The sequence below is a fragment of the Bradyrhizobium sp. 23AC genome, from assembly GCF_054863025.1.
On the sequence record NZ_JAVAYN010000002.1, the window covers coordinates 225,343 to 240,184 of the forward strand.

Consider the following 14,842-nt stretch of genomic DNA (forward strand, 5'->3'; position numbering starts at 1 on the left):
TGGAGACGTCCGCGATGGCCAGCCTGTCGGCCTCGAACCATGTCGCCCGTGTCTTGTCCGTCGCCAATCAATTGGCCGACGTCGATGCCTCTTCGCGCATTGCCGATTCCTGGCGGCGCTGCCTGATCGGCCACAAGCTCGACCCCGCCCGCCAGGGCCCGCCGCAGACGCTGACCGAGGCCGAGGTCCGGCATGTCGCCGAACCGATGGAGCAGCTGATCCGGCTGGCGACGCCGGAGCTCGAAGACCTCGCGCGGGTGCTGCGCGAGGCCGGCTATTGCGTCAATCTCGCCGACCCCAGCGCCACGATGCTGTGGAGCCGACTGCCCGGCCCGGCCGATACTGAAATATTCATGCGCTGGAAGGTCTATACCGGCTCGAATTTTTCCGAGGCTTTCGAAGGCACCAACGGGCTCGGCACCGCACTTGCGGAGCAGAAGCCGATCCTGGTGCATCGTGACGAGCATTTTCGCGCGCAGTGGCACATGTTCTCCTGCGCCGTGGCGCCGCTGTTCGACCACGCCGGTCGCCTCGCCGGCGCCGTGAACATCACCTCTTGCCGCGAGGATCTCGGGCGCATGGCGCATCAGCTCGCGCTCGCGGTGACGATGGAGGCGACGCGGCGCATGGAGGGCGCGATCTTCCGCGGTCATTTCCGCAACGCCTGGATCGCGACCGTGCCGGGCGACGGCGGCAGCGGTCTGCTCGCCTATGACGACGATCGCCGCATCGTCGGCGCCTGCCGCTCGGCGCGTGCATTGCTGGGTCTCACCGACGGCTTGATCGCGTCCGGCATCGATCTGTCGCGCTACGTCAAGTTCGATCATCATGCCGCCCGCGGCGCGGACGGTGTCGTTGAGCTGCGCCGCGCCGATGGCAGTGGGTTAGGGCAGGGGCATGTTGCGCCGCCGCTGCGGGCGAGATCATCGGTGCGTCCGTATGCGCCGCGCCGCGATGAGCCCGTCGATCGCTTCGATGCGCTGCATCGGCTCGCCGGCCGTGATCCCGGGCTGATCAGAAGCGTGAAGCGGCTCCGAAGCATAGGCGATCACAATTTGCCGGTGCTGCTCCATGGCGAGACCGGCGTCGGCAAGGACGTGTTCGCGCGCGCTATTCACGCCGCCAGCAACCGCGCGCGCAGCAATTATGTGGCGCTGAACTGCGCGGCGATGCCGGAGAGCCTGATCGACGCCGAACTGTTCGGCTACGAGGCCGGCGCCTTCACCGGCGCGCGGCGCGACGGCTCGAAGGGCCTGATCGTGCAGGCCGACGGCGGCACGCTGTTCCTCGACGAGATCGGCGACATGCCGATCGCGCTGCAGACGCGGTTGCTACGCGTGCTGGAAAACCGCGAGGTCTGGCCGCTCGGCGCGCTCAAGCCTGTCGCCGTCGACATCCGCCTCATCAGCGCCACCCACCGCGATCTCGGCCGCATGGCCGAAGAAGGCGGCTTCCGCGCCGATCTCTATTTCCGCCTGCGCGGCCTGGAGGTGCGGCTGCCGGCTTTGCGCGAGCGTGCCGACCGGGACGACGTCATCCGCCAGATCGCGCGCGAGGAGGCGCCGACCTGCAGACTTTCGGACCAAGCGTGGTCGCAACTCTCGGCCTATCCCTATCCCGGCAACATGCGCCAGCTTCGCCACGTGCTGCGGCTCGCCGGCTGCACCGCGGAGAACGGGGTGATCACCGATGCGGATCTCGACCTGCCGCCGTTCGGTTTGCGAACGGAGCCGGACCTCGAAGCGGCCGAACGCGCCACGATCGTCGAAGCCCTGCGTAAGCACGGCGGCCGCGTCACGGAAGCGGCACGGGCACTGAAGCTGAGCCGCGCGACGCTCTATCGGAAGATCAAGCTGCTGAAGATCGAAACGGCGCAGTAGCGTTCAGCTGTCTCCGCGACCGCAGATATCGTAGGGTGGGCAAAGCGAAGCGTGCCCACCGCTCTTGTTGTGATGTTGATCGATGGTGGGCACGGCGCAAGCGCGCCTTTGCCCACCCTACGATGTCGGCGCCAGCTACGAAAAATCCGTCCAGCTCAGATGCCGTGAATCGAGGTCGCCGACCGTCACCGTTTCGCGCATCTCGTGCGGCGTGTGAAAACTGCTGCGCAGGTACACCAGCGGCGCTGCGGACGCCAAATGCGACACGCCGCGCACTTCGCCGACGAAGATCGAATGCGTCGTCGTCTCGAACTCCTGCGCCAGCACGCAATCGAATGCGGCGACCGCATCCGTCAGCACCGGCGCACCCGTGGCCCCGCGCGTCCACTGTCCGAACGCAAAACGGTCGTCGCCGTTGACGCCCTTCTGGCCGCTGAAGGTGAGCGCGAGCAGGGCGTGGTCCTCGTGCAGGAAGTTGATCGCGAAGGCGCCTTCCTCGCGGATGCGCGCATGCGCGCTGGCGTTGCGGTTGACGCAGACGATCAGCGACGGCGGGGAGTCCGACAGCGAGCAGGCCGAGGTCACCGTCAATCCCGTACGGTTGCCGTGCTCGGCGCCGACCGTGACCAGCGCGACGGCGCCGGCGCATTGGCGCATCGCCTGCTTGAAATCCTTTGCGTCGAGAGGATTGGCGTCGACCGTCACGCGGAAATCTCCGAAAACAGAAGCGGGTGCGACACGATCGCGCCGCACCCGCTGAGCGTCAAGCCGCCTTCTTCGCGGAGCCGAGATGCGCAAGGCGCGGCATCACCTCGTTCTTCAACAGCGAGAGCGAGTGATGCCAAGCCTCGGCCTTGTGCTTGTAATCGAAGCCGAACACCAGCAGCACGCCGAAGCCGCCGACCTCGTCGTAGATCTTCTCGATCTTCTCGGCGACGGTTGCGGGCGAGCCGACGATCCAGTTCCGCTTGGCGCAATATTCGACCGTGACGTCGCTGTCGGGGACATCGGGCGCGTGCTTGAGATAATCCTTGAAGCCGAAATGGCCGAGCAGCGGCAGGAAATACTCGCTCATCATCCGGCCCATCATGTCACCCGTCGAGAGCTTCCAGGCTTCCTCGTCGGTGTCGGCGACGAACACCTCGCGCACCAGACGCCAGTCCGCACGGTTCGGTTTGCGCCCGGTCTTGGCGGCGCCGATCTCGACGGAGTCCCAATGGCTCGAGACATAGGCCGGGTTGAGGTTGAGGCTCATCGGAATGAAGCCGCGCTCGCCGGCGAGTTTTAGCGTGTCCGAGTTCTTCGACAGCCCGGCGACGCCGATCGGCGGATGCGGCGCCTGCAACGGCTTGATGTGGGGCTTGAGGAAGTCGAACATCGTGTCCGGCTTGGTCACCGTCCAGAACTTGCCCTTGTGGGTGAAGGGGGCGGGCTCGGTCCAGAGCTTCAGGATGATCTCCAGCGCCTCGCGCGTCATGTCGCGGTTCTGCCCGCTCATGCCGTCGACGTTGAACATCGCCCAGTCGCTCGGCAGGCCGGAGGCCGCGACGCCGAAATTGAGCCGGCCCTCGGAGAGATGGTCGAGCATCGCGACGCGGTTGGCGAGCTCGGCCGGATGGTGATAGGGCAGGAGGAATCCGCCCGGCCCGATGCGGAGCTTCTTGGTTTGCATCAGGGCCTGCGCGATCAGGAGGTCCGGCGTGGGATTGGGTTCCCAGGGCGCGGTGTGGTGCTCGCCGACCCAGGCCTCCTGATAGCCGAGCTCGTCGAGCCAGCGCATGACCTGCAGGTCCCAATCGTTCCCTTCCTTCAGGCCGCACTCCGGCGGATGCGAAGGCATCGTGAAATAGCCGATCTCCATGGGTTTCCTCATCTGATGTTGACGCGTCTTGTCGCGCGTTGACGGAGTTGAGCGGAGAAGCTTCAGCAAGCGCTGTGCCAGCGCGTCGGAGCGTCGAATTGCGGAGAAAGGGGCTGGTTTGCCCGCACAATAGCCGGTATCTCGGCGGTAGACCCGCAAGACGTCGTCTCATTGTCGCGAGACGGCGTCCCGGCCGTGAGACGAGGACAGAATGACCGAACCCGCTTATGTCGCGGTGGACTGGGGCACCAGCAGTTTCCGGCTGTGGCTGGTCGATCGTGCCGGCGAAGTGCTGACCGAGCGCCGCAGCGGCGAGGGCATGCTGGCGGCGGCGAAGGCCGGCTTTGCCGCCGTGCTGCGATCGCATCTTGCGGCGATTGAGGCGCCGGATCATCTGCCGGTTCTCGTCTGCGGCATGGCCGGTGCCAGGAACGGCTGGGTCGAAGCCGGCTATGTCGACACGCCGACGCCGCTCTCGGCCGTCCTGAAACAGGCCGTGCGCGTCCCCGGCGAAGCGCGCGACATCCGCATCCTGCCGGGCATCGCGCAGCGCGATGCAGCCGCGCCGGACGTCATGCGCGGCGAAGAAACGCAGCTGCTCGGCACACTCGGCCTGGATGCCGCGGGCGAGGCGCTGGTTTGCATGCCCGGCACGCATTCGAAATGGGTGCGCGTGAAGGACGGCATCGTCGAACGCTTCTCCACCTTCATGACCGGCGAGCTGTTCAGCGCCGTCTCGCGGGAGACGATCCTGTCGCTCGCGGTAGCCGGTGCCGATGACGCCGAGGATGTCGCGAGCTTCAAGGCGGCGGTGAAGGCCGCGTATGAGGCGCCGGCGTTCGCCGCCAATCTCTTGTTCGGCGCGCGATCACGGCAGCTGCTGTTCGGCGGCACGCCTGCCGCGGCGCGCGAGACGCTGTCGGGCACATTGATCGGCGTCGAGCTGGCGGCAGGACTCTCCGGCACGGTGCCACAAGCGGGTATCAAGCTGATTGCCTCGGGGCGGCTTGCGATGCTGTACCGGCTGGCGTTCGAGGCGCTGTCGGTCAGCGCGAGTCCGGTCGATGCGGATGAAGCCGTCCGCCGCGGCCTTTCGATGGCAGCTGCCGCGATCTGGGCGAAATCAAAGGATTTTTGAGATGAGCGTTCCCTTTCCGCCGATGAAGCGGCCGCTGGTTGCGATCCTGCGTGGCGTCAAGCCCGAGGAGACCGAGGCGATCGTCGCCGTGCTGATCGAAGCCGGCATGACCGCGATCGAGATCCCCCTGAACTCGCCCGATCCGTTCCGCTCCATCGCAATGGCCGTGAAGCAGGCACCGCCGGGCGTGTTGATCGGCGCCGGCACGGTGCTGGCGACCGCGGATGTCGATCGTCTCAATGACGTCGGCGGCAAGCTGATGGTCTCGCCGAATGTGGACACGGAGGTGCTCGTGCGTGCGCATCAATACGCCATGGTCACGCTGCCCGGCGTGTTTTCGCCGACCGAGGCGCTGCTTGCTGCGCGCTCGGGCGCATCGGGCCTGAAGTTCTTTCCGGCCAGCGTGTTAGGTGCCTCCGGCATCGCCGCGATCCGCGCCGTGCTGCCGTCAGGCGTCATGATCGCGGCCGTCGGCGGCGTCTCCGATCAGAATTTTGCGGAGTACATCAAGGGCGGCGTCACCGCCTTCGGGCTCGGCTCCAGCCTCTACAAGCCCGGCATGAGCGCAGCCGATGTCGCGGCGCGCGCGAAGGCGACGATCGTGGCTTACGATCGGGCAATTCAGAAAGATTGAACGGACAACAACTAGCCGTGATCCTGACATAGCCTATTGTGCCACATGGAGTCGCGATGCTGACATTTGCGCATCGTGTGATGTGACTGGCTGAATCAGGAGACCGACATGGCGATCAACAACGTGGCCGATCTGTTCGTGGCAACGCTCGAGCAGGCCGGCGTCAAGCGCATCTACGGCATCGTCGGCGACAGCCTGAACGCCCTGACCGAGGCGCTGCGCCGCCGCGGCACCATCGAATGGATCCATGTCCGCCACGAGGAGGTCGCAGCGTTCGCCGCCGCCGGCGAAGCCGAGATGACCGGAAGCCTTGCGGTGTGCGCGGGCTCCTGCGGTCCCGGCAATCTGCATCTGATCAACGGCCTGTTCGACGCACATCGCAGCCGCGTTCCCGTGCTGGCGATCGCGGCGCAGATCCCGACCGCCGAGATCGGCGGTGGCTATTTCCAGGAGACCCATCCGCAGAACCTGTTCCGCGAATGCAGCCATTATTGCGAGCTGGTTTCGGACCCGAGCCAGCTTCCTTACGTGCTGGAGAATGCCATCCGCGCGGCGGTGGGCCTGCGCGGCGTCGCCGTCGTCGCCATGCCCGGCGACGTCGCGTTCCGCAGCCCGCCGAAGCGCGCGCTGTCGACCACGCGCGGACTCGCGCTGTCGGCGCCCCATGTGGTGCCGCAGGCGGATGAGCTGAAGGCGCTCGCCGACCTCCTCAACGGCACCGAGCGCGTCACCCTGTTCTGCGGCCGCGGCTGCGCCGGCGCGCATGCGCCCTTGATGCAGCTGGCCGAAGCGCTGAAGAGCCCGATCGTGCATGCGCTCGGCGGCAAGGAGCACGTCGAATACGACAACCCCTACGACGTCGGCATGACCGGCTTCATCGGCTTCTCCTCGGGCTATGCCGCCATGCACGCCTGCGACGCGCTGGTGATGCTCGGCACCGATTTTCCCTACAAGCAATTCTTTCCGACCGATGCGAAGATCGCGCAGATCGACATCCGCCCGGAAAATCTGGGACGACGCTGCAAGATCGATCTCGGCCTCGTCGGCGACGTCAAGCTCACCATCGAAGCGCTGCTGCCGCTGCTGAAAGCGAAGACGCAGCGCAAGCATCTGGACGACGCCGTCACGCATTACAAGAAGGCGCGCGAGGGTTTGGACTCGCTCGCCAAGGGCACGCCGGGCAGCAAGCCGATCCACCCGCAATATCTCGCAAAAGTCATCAGCGATCATGCCTCCGACGACGCGGTCTTCACCGCCGATGTCGGCACGCCCACGGTGTGGGCCGCGCGCTATCTCGACATGAACGGCCGCCGCCGGCTGGTCGGCTCCTTCGTGCACGGCTCGATGGCCAACGCGATGCCGCAAGCGATCGGCGCGCAGGCCGCCCAGCCGGGCCGCCAGGTGATCTCGCTGTCGGGGGACGGCGGCTTCACCATGCTGATGGGCGATCTGATCACGCTGACGCAAGAGAAGCTGCCGGTGAAGGTCGTGATCTTCAACAACGGCGTGCTCGGCTTCGTCGCGCTGGAGATGAAGGCGGCGGGCTTCGTCGATACCAATGTCGACCTGGAGAATCCCGATTTCGCGGCGATGGCGCGCGCGATGGGCATTTTTGCCAAGCGCGTCGAGGATCCCGGCGAGCTCCCGGGCGCGGTGAAGGAGATGCTCGCCCATAACGGGCCGGCGCTGCTCGATGTCGTCACCGCCAAGCAGGAGCTGTCGATGCCGCCGACCATCACCACCGAACAGATCAAGGGTTTCAGCCTCTGGGTCCTGCGTGCGGTGATGAACGGCCGCGGCGACGAAGTTCTCGACCTCGCGAAGACGAACCTATTGCCGCGTTAGCCCCGCTTCACCGAAGGCGCTGGCAGCCGCCCGTGGCGGTTCTGGAAGCGTTGCCAGTGCATCACTGAGCCGATCAGCAGGGCGGGCACGAAGCCGAGTACGATCAGGAAGTGCGGCAGCTCCTTCGACGAGACGAAGGCGATGGCGATGTCCGAGATCAGCCAGAGCGCTGCGAATATCACCGCAAAGTCCGTTCGCGGGCAGCGCAGGTAGTAGAACACGGCGGTGATGACGATCGCGGGGCCGATCGCAACGCCGATCATGATCGCGGTCAGCTCCTTTGGCGTCAACGCGTCGAGCATCATCGAGGCCAGCAGCCAGAGTGCGGCGAACATGGCGACGATGTCGAGCGGATGCCGCAATCCAATACCTCTCGCGGGGACGTGCTATCGTTGTGGCCGGAGCTGCGGCCGTCAAGTCAAAATGCGCTTATTCCTCGTCACTTCCGGGCGTCGGGCGCAGCATGAAATGGCCGAAGGCGGTGGCGATCGGCTTGTCCGCATCGTCCTGCCAGGCGCGCGCCTCGAAGGCGACGATGCGCCGGCCCTGCTTCACGATCGAGACGTTGGCAAACGTATCGAGCGCACGGCCGGAGCGCAGATAGTTGACGGTGAGCCCGATCGGCTTGGGCGGCGCGGCGGCGCCGAGCTCGCGCGCGACGCCGATGATCGCGGTGGTCTCGAGGAAGGCGCCGGTCATGCCGCCATGGATCGCAGGCAGGATCGGGTTGCCGATGATTTTTGGTGAGAACGGCATCGTCAGCGTACCGTCGTCGTTGAGACGGATGCCGAGAGCGCGCGCGAACGGGCTGCGCGCGAAGGGGCCATCCGGATCTTCCGGCGCTTCCAGCACTGGGATGCTGCGCGCATCCATCCTGCGGTCGGCGAGCATGTTGGTGCGGTTGGCGCCGATCATGAAGCAGGCGGTCGCAGTCGCTACCGGATCGTCCTCGGACTCCTGATAGGCGGTGGAGCGCACGAAGGCGATCGAGCGCGTGGTGCGGTAGCACACGGAATGCGCCTTGATGTCGAGGCCGGGCGTCGCCGGCTTCTGATAGTCGATGCGCAGGTCGAGGGTTGCGATCGCGCGCGTGCCGTCGAGCGCAAGTTGCACCGCCATGCCGCAGCTCTCGTCCAGCATCGCGGTGACGACGCCGCCATGCAGCACGCCGGTCTCGGTGTCGCCGACGAAGACGGGCCGGTAGGGCAGGCTCGACCAGGCCTCGCCAGGTGCAAAGCGATCGAGCTGGAGCCCGCTGATATGGCCGTAATCGGAGCGGCGGCCCTTGATGGCGTCGGCGAGTTCCTCGAACGGGAGCGTGGTCGGTATGGTGCTCATGGGGGACGTTTTAGACCAGTGTCGGGCGCCGCGCAAAACCCCGAATTGGCCTCGACAGAGCAGGCCGAAGCACCGATGGTGGGCGCTTCGTTCGCCGACTAGCCGCAAGGAGCGCCCATGGCCGACCCCGAAACGCCCGCCAACAATCAGGGGCCCGTCACCATTTCGAGCTCCAGCTCGGAGCGGGCGCCGATCATCTATTTCGACGGCGCGTCCTGCTTCGGCCATCACAACGGCGCGATCCAGATCGAGCTCGCCGCGAACCTCCTGATGCCGGTCGGTGCCGCCGTCAGGGTCGACGTGATCCAGACCGCGCACCTGCGCTGCAGCGTGGCCGCGGCGCTGGCGCTGCGCGAAGCCCTCGACAAGGCGCTGGCGATGTATCGGCAGGGCCAGCAGCAGCCGGTGACGGAGGAGATCCCGACGGTGAAGAATTGAAGCTGGTGGTGCGACTGCGTCGGCCTTCATGGTTCGAGACGCGCCGCAAGGCGGCGCTCCTCACCATGAGGGTCTAAGATATCGCTGCGAAATCAGACCTCATCCTGAGGAGCCCGCCAACGGCGGGCGTCTCGAAGGATGGCCGCAAGCGCAAGGCCGAAACGAACAGCCAAGCCTCAGCCCACATGCACCTTCGGCTTCTTGCCGCCGTTCCACTTGCCGTCGAGCGCGCGCTCGATCTGGGCGGCGAGTTGCAGCAATAGGCCGTCATTGGCCTGCTTGGCGATGGCCTGGATGCCCAGCGGCAGGCCGTGGTCTTGGCTGGCCATCGGCATCGAGATCGCGGGCATGCCGCAGAGATTGGCCAGCGGCGTGAAGGCAAAGAAGCGCCAGAGATTGTCGAACCAGTCGCGCACATCAGGATTGTCGGAAATGGTGAGGTATTCCCTGGTGCCGACCTTCGGCGTCGGCAGAGCGGTGATCGGCGTCAGGATCACGTCCCATTGCTCGAAGAAGGCACCGAAGCCGCGCGAGGTGGTGTTGAACACGCCCTGCATCTTCGCCCGCTCGGCGAAGCTGGTGTGCCGGCCGGCTTCCCAGATGCGGATGTTCATCGGCTCGATCAGATCTTCCGGCGGCTTTTCCAGCCCGCGGGCGGCGAGCATGTTGGAGATCACCACGGCGAAGTTCGAGATGTAGCAGGTGGTCTGCGCCTCGAATGCGGCGGGAAGGTCGATCTCCGGCAGCGCATAGTCGACGTGATGGCCGAGGCCTTCGAGGAAGCGTCCGGCCTTCTCCAGCTCGGCTGCGATCTCGGGCGTCGCGGTGTAGTTGCCCCATGTATGGGACAACGCGATGCGCAGCTTCGAGGGATCGCGCTTGATCATCTCGGAATAAGGCTGCGCCGTGGTCCAGAACGGCATGAACTCGCCGGGCGCAGGCCCGCGGGCATGATCGACGAAGGCGGCGGTGTCGCGCACCGAGCGCGACTGGCAGCCCTGGATCGAGACGAGGCCGGTGAGGTCCGACATGTGCGGGGCGAGCGAGAACACGCCGCGCGAGACTTTCAGCCCGATATTGCCGTTGACGCCGGCGGGAATGCGGATCGAGCCGCCGCCGTCGGTCGCATGCGCGATCGGCACCACGCCGGCGGCGACCATCGCGGCGCTGCCTGCCGAGGAGCCGCAGGTGGTGTAGTCGGTATTCCAGGGATTGCGCGTGACGTAGACGGCGGGATTGTCGGCCGAAGAGCACACGCCGAATTCCGGCGTCGTGGTGCGTCCGATCAAATTGAGGCCGGCCTGACGGAATTTGCCGGTGAGGAACGTGTCGGCCGCGGCGCGATTGCCGCGCATCAGCAGCGAGCCCATTTCCTGCAGCCGGCCCTTCATGGTCGGCCCGAGGTCCTTCATCAGGAAGGGCAGGCCGGCGAACGGACCTGCGAGATTGGCGCCGTCCCTGGCGGGATCGGCGATCACGTCCTCGAACAGCTCGACCACGCCCGACAGCGCCGGATTGACCTTGGCGACACCCGCGGCGGCCTGGCGCGCCAATTCCTTCGCCGTCAGCTCGCCCTTGCGGACCCGCCCCGCCAGCGCGACGCCATCGTGCTGCGCCCATTCCGTCCAGCTCATCGGCAAAGTCATGAAGTCCAAATCTCCTCAGATTTGGCGCCACCTTTTTCGCATGGGACCGCGTGAATCAACTGAGTCGGCGCGAGGGGCAGGGTTGCGCCGGGCGGAGGGGTCGCGAGGATTCGGGATGCCGGCCCTATCAATCCGACAGTCGCGCGATCACTGCAACCGGTCCGCCGCCGGCCGGTCCCTGATGCTCGGCGCCACCAGACACGTAGACCGCGCCGGTACCGGCAAGGCCCGCGATCAGGCCACCAACGGCGGCGCGGGCATGGCGTGTCGAGCTGATGTCGGTGTCTTCGAGCATGGTGTGGCGGAAGCCGCGCACGCTGCCATCAGGCGAGGCCTCCGCCTTGGCGAAGATGTTCACGAGCTCGCGGTCCGCGATGCTCTGCGGGGCCAAGCCAAGCCCGACGCTGTTCAACGCCGATACCACCGCCGCGGCGTCGATGGCATCCTCCATCACGGCATGCCCGATCACGAACTCGCTGGCCGACGACGTCGATTTGCCGAGCACGATGACAACATTATGGATCAGCTCGATGCCCGATGAGGTCGAGGCCACCTTGGAGAAGAGATCGTAGCGTCGCAGCACATCCTCGTCGCGGACATCGGAGCCGATCTCGCCGAGTGCGGCCGCAACGCCCAGCGCGGAGGCGCCGCGCGAATAGGCCATTGAGCTGTAAGCGCTCGTCGTCACCGTCTTGTTGCCGCGCGCGTTTGCCGCCGCGACACGCTCGCTGGTCAGCAGCGGGCACTTAATCTGCACGAAATGGACGTCGGCGGGATTAGTGATGCCGGCATCCGTCATCGCGACTTGCACGGCCTTGGCCGTCTCGGTGATCTGCGCGGAGCGGCCGAGCTCTTCGGGCAGGAAGTCCCGCGTGTGCGCCATGCCGATGCACAGGCGCTTGTCGGACGGGCCTGCCGGGCGCTCGACCTTGCTGCGCGTGAACACCGTAAGATGCGGGCTGAGCACGCCCTCGGTGCCGCCGGACATCACGAAGGCGATGCGTTGCTCGACTGCCTCCGGCGACAGGCCGAGCTTGGGCGCCAGCGCCGTGCACAGCGCGCTGACAGCGTACTCACGCGTGAAATCATTGACGCCGCCATTGCCTTCGGTCTTGCCGAGAATGGCGAGGATCGACCTGGGATCGATCGTGCCGGAGCCGATCAGGTTCATGAGGCCGGAGACGTCGCCGGGGCCGATGGTGGCGATCCTGAAGACGCCGACCGATGTCGTACGCATGATAAGTCCTCGGAATTCAGTAGCCCGGCAGAGAAGGAGGCGCGGAACGCGGGGCTGATGTCAAGCCGCCGCGCACTTACGAATGTGGCGAGATCGCATCATCTCGACAAAAAATCCTCTGTCGACGATGCTAGGCCGTACCTTGATGAATCAGCCCCGGTTGGTCCATAAGCGGCGTCCCGTGGCCGGTGGTTCGCCCCCGCGTTGCGTGCTTGGATAGAGGAATTCTCGCGTGGCAAATATCAACCAGAAAATTGCGCAGGAGCTTGGGGTTCGGGCGGAGCAGGTCGAGGCGACGGTGACGCTGCTCGATGGCGGCGCCACGGTTCCCTTCATCGCCCGCTACCGCAAGGAAGCGACCGGTGCGCTCGACGACGCGCAATTGCGCACCCTGGAGGAGCGCCTGGGTTACCTGCGCGAGCTCGAGGACCGCCGCAAGGCCATCCTCGAATCAGTCCGCGAGCAGGGCAAGCTCGATGCCGCGCTCGAGGCCTCGATTCTCGCCGCCGACAGCAAGGCCCGCCTCGAAGACATCTATCTGCCGTTCAAGCCGAAGCGCCGCACCAAGGCCGAGATCGCCAAGGAAGCCGGCCTCGAGCCGCTCGCCAACCAGCTGATGGCGGAGCCGACCAACGATCCAAAGGTCGTGGCTGAAGGCTTCATCAACGCCGACAAGGGCGTCGCGGATGGTGCCGCCGCGCTCGACGGTGCCCGCGCCATCCTGGTCGAACGCTTCGACGAGGACGCCGATCTGATCGGCGCGTTGCGCGAGGAAATGTGGACCAATGCGCGCATGGCCTCCAAGGTGCGCGACGGCAAGAAGACCGAGGGCGAAAAGTTCGCCGACTATTTCGAGTTCTCCGAGCCGCTGACCAAGCTGCCCTCGCACCGCATCCTCGCGATGTTCCGCGGCGAGAAGGAGGAGATCCTCGACCTGCAGATCCAGGCCGAGGCCGAGGCGCCGCCGCCGGGCGTGCCCAGCGCCTATGAACTGAAGATCATGAAGCGGTTCGGCATCGCCGACCTCAAGCGCGCCGGCGACCGCTGGCTGATCGACACCGTGCGCTGGGCCTGGCGCACCAAGATCCAGGTGCATCTCAATATCGACCTGCGCATGCGGCTGTGGAACGCCGCCGAGACCGAGGCCGTGCGCGTGTTCGCCTCCAATTTGCGCGATCTCCTGCTGGCGGCGCCGGCCGGCACCCGTGTCACCATGGGGCTCGATCCCGGCTATCGCACCGGCGTCAAGGTCGCCGTCACCGATACGACCGGCAAGGTCGTCGATACCGCCGTGATCTATCCGCACGAGCCGCAGCGGCAGTGGAACGAGTCGCTCGCGATCCTCGGCAAGCTCGCATTGAAGCATCGTGTCGAGCTGATCGCGATCGGCAACGGCACCGCCTCGCGCGAGACCGACAAGCTCGCGGGCGATCTCGTCAAGGGTCTGGCCGAGCTGAAGATGACCAAGATCGTGGTGTCGGAAGCCGGCGCGTCGGTCTATTCGGCCTCGGCTTTCGCCTCGGAGGAATTGCCCGGTCTCGACGTCACCCTGCGCGGCGCGGTCTCGATCGCGCGGCGTCTGCAGGATCCGCTCGCCGAGCTCGTCAAGATCGAGCCCAAGGCGATCGGCGTCGGCCAGTATCAGCACGATCTCGGCCAGGCCAAGCTCGCAAAATCGCTCGACGCCGTGGTCGAGGACTGCGTGAACGCCGTCGGTGTCGACGTCAACACCGCCTCCGCACCGCTGCTGGCGCGTGTGTCGGGCGTCGGCTCGGGCTTGGCTCAGAGCATCGTGGCGCACCGTGACGCCAACGGCCCGTTCAAGTCGCGCAAGGCGCTCAAGGAGGTGTCGCGGCTCGGGCCGAAGGCGTTCGAGCAGTGCGCCGGCTTCCTGCGCATCCTCGGCGGCGAGGACCCGCTCGACGCCTCCGGCGTGCATCCGGAAGCCTATCCGGTGGTGCGCCGGATCCTCAGCGCCACCAAGAGCGACATCAAGGCGCTGATCGGCAGCAGCGAGATCGTCCGCACGCTGAAGCCGAAGGATTTCGTCGACGAGACTTTTGGTCTGCCGACCGTCACCGACATTTTAAAGGAATTGGAAAAGCCCGGCCGCGATCCGCGTCCGGCGTTCAAGGCCGCCGTGTTCAAGGAAGGCGTCGAGGAGATCAAGCATCTCCAGAAGGGCATGATCCTCGAGGGCACCGTGACCAACGTCGCCGCCTTCGGCGCCTTCGTCGACATCGGCGTGCACCAGGACGGCCTCGTGCACATCTCCGCGATGTCCAAGACCTACATCAAGGATCCGCGGGAGGTGGTGAAGCCCGGCGACATCGTCAAGGTGAAGGTGCTGGACTTCGAGGTCGCGCGCAAGCGCATCTCGCTGACCTTGCGTCTCGACGACGAGGTTGGCGCCAAGAAGGACGCCCCCGGCATGCAGCGCGACAACAGCGCGCGCAATCCCTCGCGCATGACGTCGTCCGCCCCGCGCAAGCAAGAATCTTCCGGCGGCGGCGCCCTCGCCGAAGCGCTGCGCCGCGCGGCAGAGAAGAACAACGGCAAGCGGGCGTGAGGTCTTTACCTCTCCCCGCCCTTTGCGGGGAGAGGTCAACTGCTGGATGTACGGCGAACTCGCTCCACATCGTCATTGCGAGCGCAGCGAAGCAATCCAGAATCCCTCCTCGGAAAGATCCTGGATTGCTTCGTCGCAAGAACTCCTCGCAATGACGGGGAGAGAGTTGGACGCCCTCTCCCTAACACCCGCGTCAGAATCTGGCGCGTTTGTAAGTTGAAGGCGCCGCCCCCTTGCTCTCATCTGATCATCCTCG

Annotated in this window: 12 protein-coding genes; 6 read left to right on the forward strand and 6 right to left on the reverse strand. The window is 66.0% G+C overall.

What is annotated here, in order from left to right; all coding sequences use genetic code 11:
- The first annotated feature begins 14 nt into the window (after window positions 1–14).
- The gene (locus RAD10_RS06225; RefSeq protein ID WP_461616752.1) at window positions 15–1,880 is read left to right on the forward strand and encodes a sigma-54-dependent Fis family transcriptional regulator; all 1,866 of its coding nucleotides are present in this window, start codon (window positions 15–17) and stop codon (window positions 1,878–1,880) included.
- 135 nt (window positions 1,881–2,015) lie between these two features.
- Here RAD10_RS06225 and RAD10_RS06230 read toward each other — a convergent pair whose 3' ends face one another.
- Window positions 2,016–2,585, reverse strand: a complete 570-nt coding sequence (locus RAD10_RS06230) for a flavin reductase family protein (RefSeq protein ID WP_461616753.1) — start codon at window positions 2,583–2,585, stop codon at window positions 2,016–2,018.
- A 58-nt stretch (window positions 2,586–2,643) separates the two neighbouring features.
- Window positions 2,644–3,741 carry an LLM class flavin-dependent oxidoreductase gene (locus tag RAD10_RS06235; protein WP_091958104.1) on the reverse strand — a complete coding sequence of 366 codons (1,098 nt, stop codon included), beginning with the start codon at window positions 3,739–3,741 and terminating at the stop codon, window positions 2,644–2,646.
- 211 nt (window positions 3,742–3,952) lie between these two features.
- Between RAD10_RS06235 and RAD10_RS06240 the strand changes: the two genes are divergently transcribed.
- From RAD10_RS06240 to poxB, 3 genes are all read left to right on the forward strand, one after another.
- A complete protein-coding gene (locus RAD10_RS06240) occupies window positions 3,953–4,879 on the forward strand; it encodes a 2-dehydro-3-deoxygalactonokinase (protein WP_461616754.1) in 927 nt (308 codons plus the stop codon).
- A gap of 1 nt (window position 4,880) precedes the next feature.
- Window positions 4,881–5,513 (forward strand): 2-dehydro-3-deoxy-6-phosphogalactonate aldolase, encoded by a 633-nt coding sequence (locus RAD10_RS06245; protein WP_461616755.1) that lies wholly within the window; start codon window positions 4,881–4,883, stop codon window positions 5,511–5,513.
- Window positions 5,514–5,621: 108 nt separating this feature from the next.
- The gene (gene poxB / locus RAD10_RS06250; protein ID WP_461616756.1) at window positions 5,622–7,358 is read left to right on the forward strand and encodes a ubiquinone-dependent pyruvate dehydrogenase; all 1,737 of its coding nucleotides are present in this window, start codon (window positions 5,622–5,624) and stop codon (window positions 7,356–7,358) included.
- Here poxB and RAD10_RS06255 read toward each other — a convergent pair.
- Window positions 7,355–7,720 (reverse strand): hypothetical protein, encoded by a 366-nt coding sequence (locus RAD10_RS06255; protein WP_461616757.1) that lies wholly within the window; start codon window positions 7,718–7,720, stop codon window positions 7,355–7,357. The two genes, poxB and RAD10_RS06255, sit on opposite strands and share 4 nt — an antisense overlap.
- Window positions 7,721–7,787: 67 nt before the next feature.
- Window positions 7,788–8,696 carry a PaaI family thioesterase gene (locus RAD10_RS06260; protein ID WP_461616758.1) on the reverse strand — a complete coding sequence of 303 codons (909 nt, stop codon included), beginning with the start codon at window positions 8,694–8,696 and terminating at the stop codon, window positions 7,788–7,790.
- 117 nt (window positions 8,697–8,813) lie between these two features.
- Between RAD10_RS06260 and RAD10_RS06265 the strand changes: the two genes are divergently transcribed.
- Window positions 8,814–9,134 carry a hypothetical protein gene (locus RAD10_RS06265; protein ID WP_165637419.1) on the forward strand — a complete coding sequence of 107 codons (321 nt, stop codon included), beginning with the start codon at window positions 8,814–8,816 and terminating at the stop codon, window positions 9,132–9,134.
- A 176-nt stretch (window positions 9,135–9,310) separates the two neighbouring features.
- On the opposite strand, the gene RAD10_RS06270 is transcribed toward RAD10_RS06265, so the two are convergent.
- Window positions 9,311–10,780, reverse strand: coding sequence for an amidase (locus RAD10_RS06270; protein ID WP_461616759.1), 1,470 nt, complete (start codon window positions 10,778–10,780; stop codon window positions 9,311–9,313).
- Between the two features lie 127 nt (window positions 10,781–10,907).
- A complete protein-coding gene (atzD, locus tag RAD10_RS06275; RefSeq protein ID WP_461616760.1) occupies window positions 10,908–12,017 on the reverse strand; it encodes a cyanuric acid amidohydrolase in 1,110 nt (369 codons plus the stop codon).
- A gap of 232 nt (window positions 12,018–12,249) precedes the next feature.
- On the opposite strand from atzD, the gene RAD10_RS06280 reads away from it, so the two are divergent.
- Window positions 12,250–14,586, forward strand: coding sequence for a Tex family protein (locus tag RAD10_RS06280; RefSeq protein ID WP_461616761.1), 2,337 nt, complete (start codon window positions 12,250–12,252; stop codon window positions 14,584–14,586).
- Window positions 14,587–14,842 lie beyond the last annotated feature (256 nt).

Excerpts from the sequence above, each read along its gene's own strand:
- RAD10_RS06225 (WP_461616752.1), top strand. The coding sequence starts at position 15 with ATGGCCAGCCTGTCGGCCTCGAACCATGTCGCCCGTGTCTTGTCCGTC.
- RAD10_RS06235 (WP_091958104.1), bottom strand. The coding sequence starts at position 3,741 with ATGGAGATCGGCTATTTCACGATGCCTTCGCATCCGCCGGAGTGCGGC.
- RAD10_RS06240 (WP_461616754.1), top strand. The coding sequence starts at position 3,953 with ATGACCGAACCCGCTTATGTCGCGGTGGACTGGGGCACCAGCAGTTTC.
- RAD10_RS06245 (WP_461616755.1), top strand. The coding sequence starts at position 4,881 with ATGAGCGTTCCCTTTCCGCCGATGAAGCGGCCGCTGGTTGCGATCCTG.
- poxB (WP_461616756.1), top strand. The coding sequence starts at position 5,622 with ATGGCGATCAACAACGTGGCCGATCTGTTCGTGGCAACGCTCGAGCAG.
- RAD10_RS06260 (WP_461616758.1), bottom strand. The coding sequence starts at position 8,696 with ATGAGCACCATACCGACCACGCTCCCGTTCGAGGAACTCGCCGACGCC.
- RAD10_RS06265 (WP_165637419.1), top strand. The coding sequence starts at position 8,814 with ATGGCCGACCCCGAAACGCCCGCCAACAATCAGGGGCCCGTCACCATT.
- RAD10_RS06270 (WP_461616759.1), bottom strand. The coding sequence starts at position 10,780 with ATGACTTTGCCGATGAGCTGGACGGAATGGGCGCAGCACGATGGCGTC.
- atzD (WP_461616760.1), bottom strand. The coding sequence starts at position 12,017 with ATGCGTACGACATCGGTCGGCGTCTTCAGGATCGCCACCATCGGCCCC.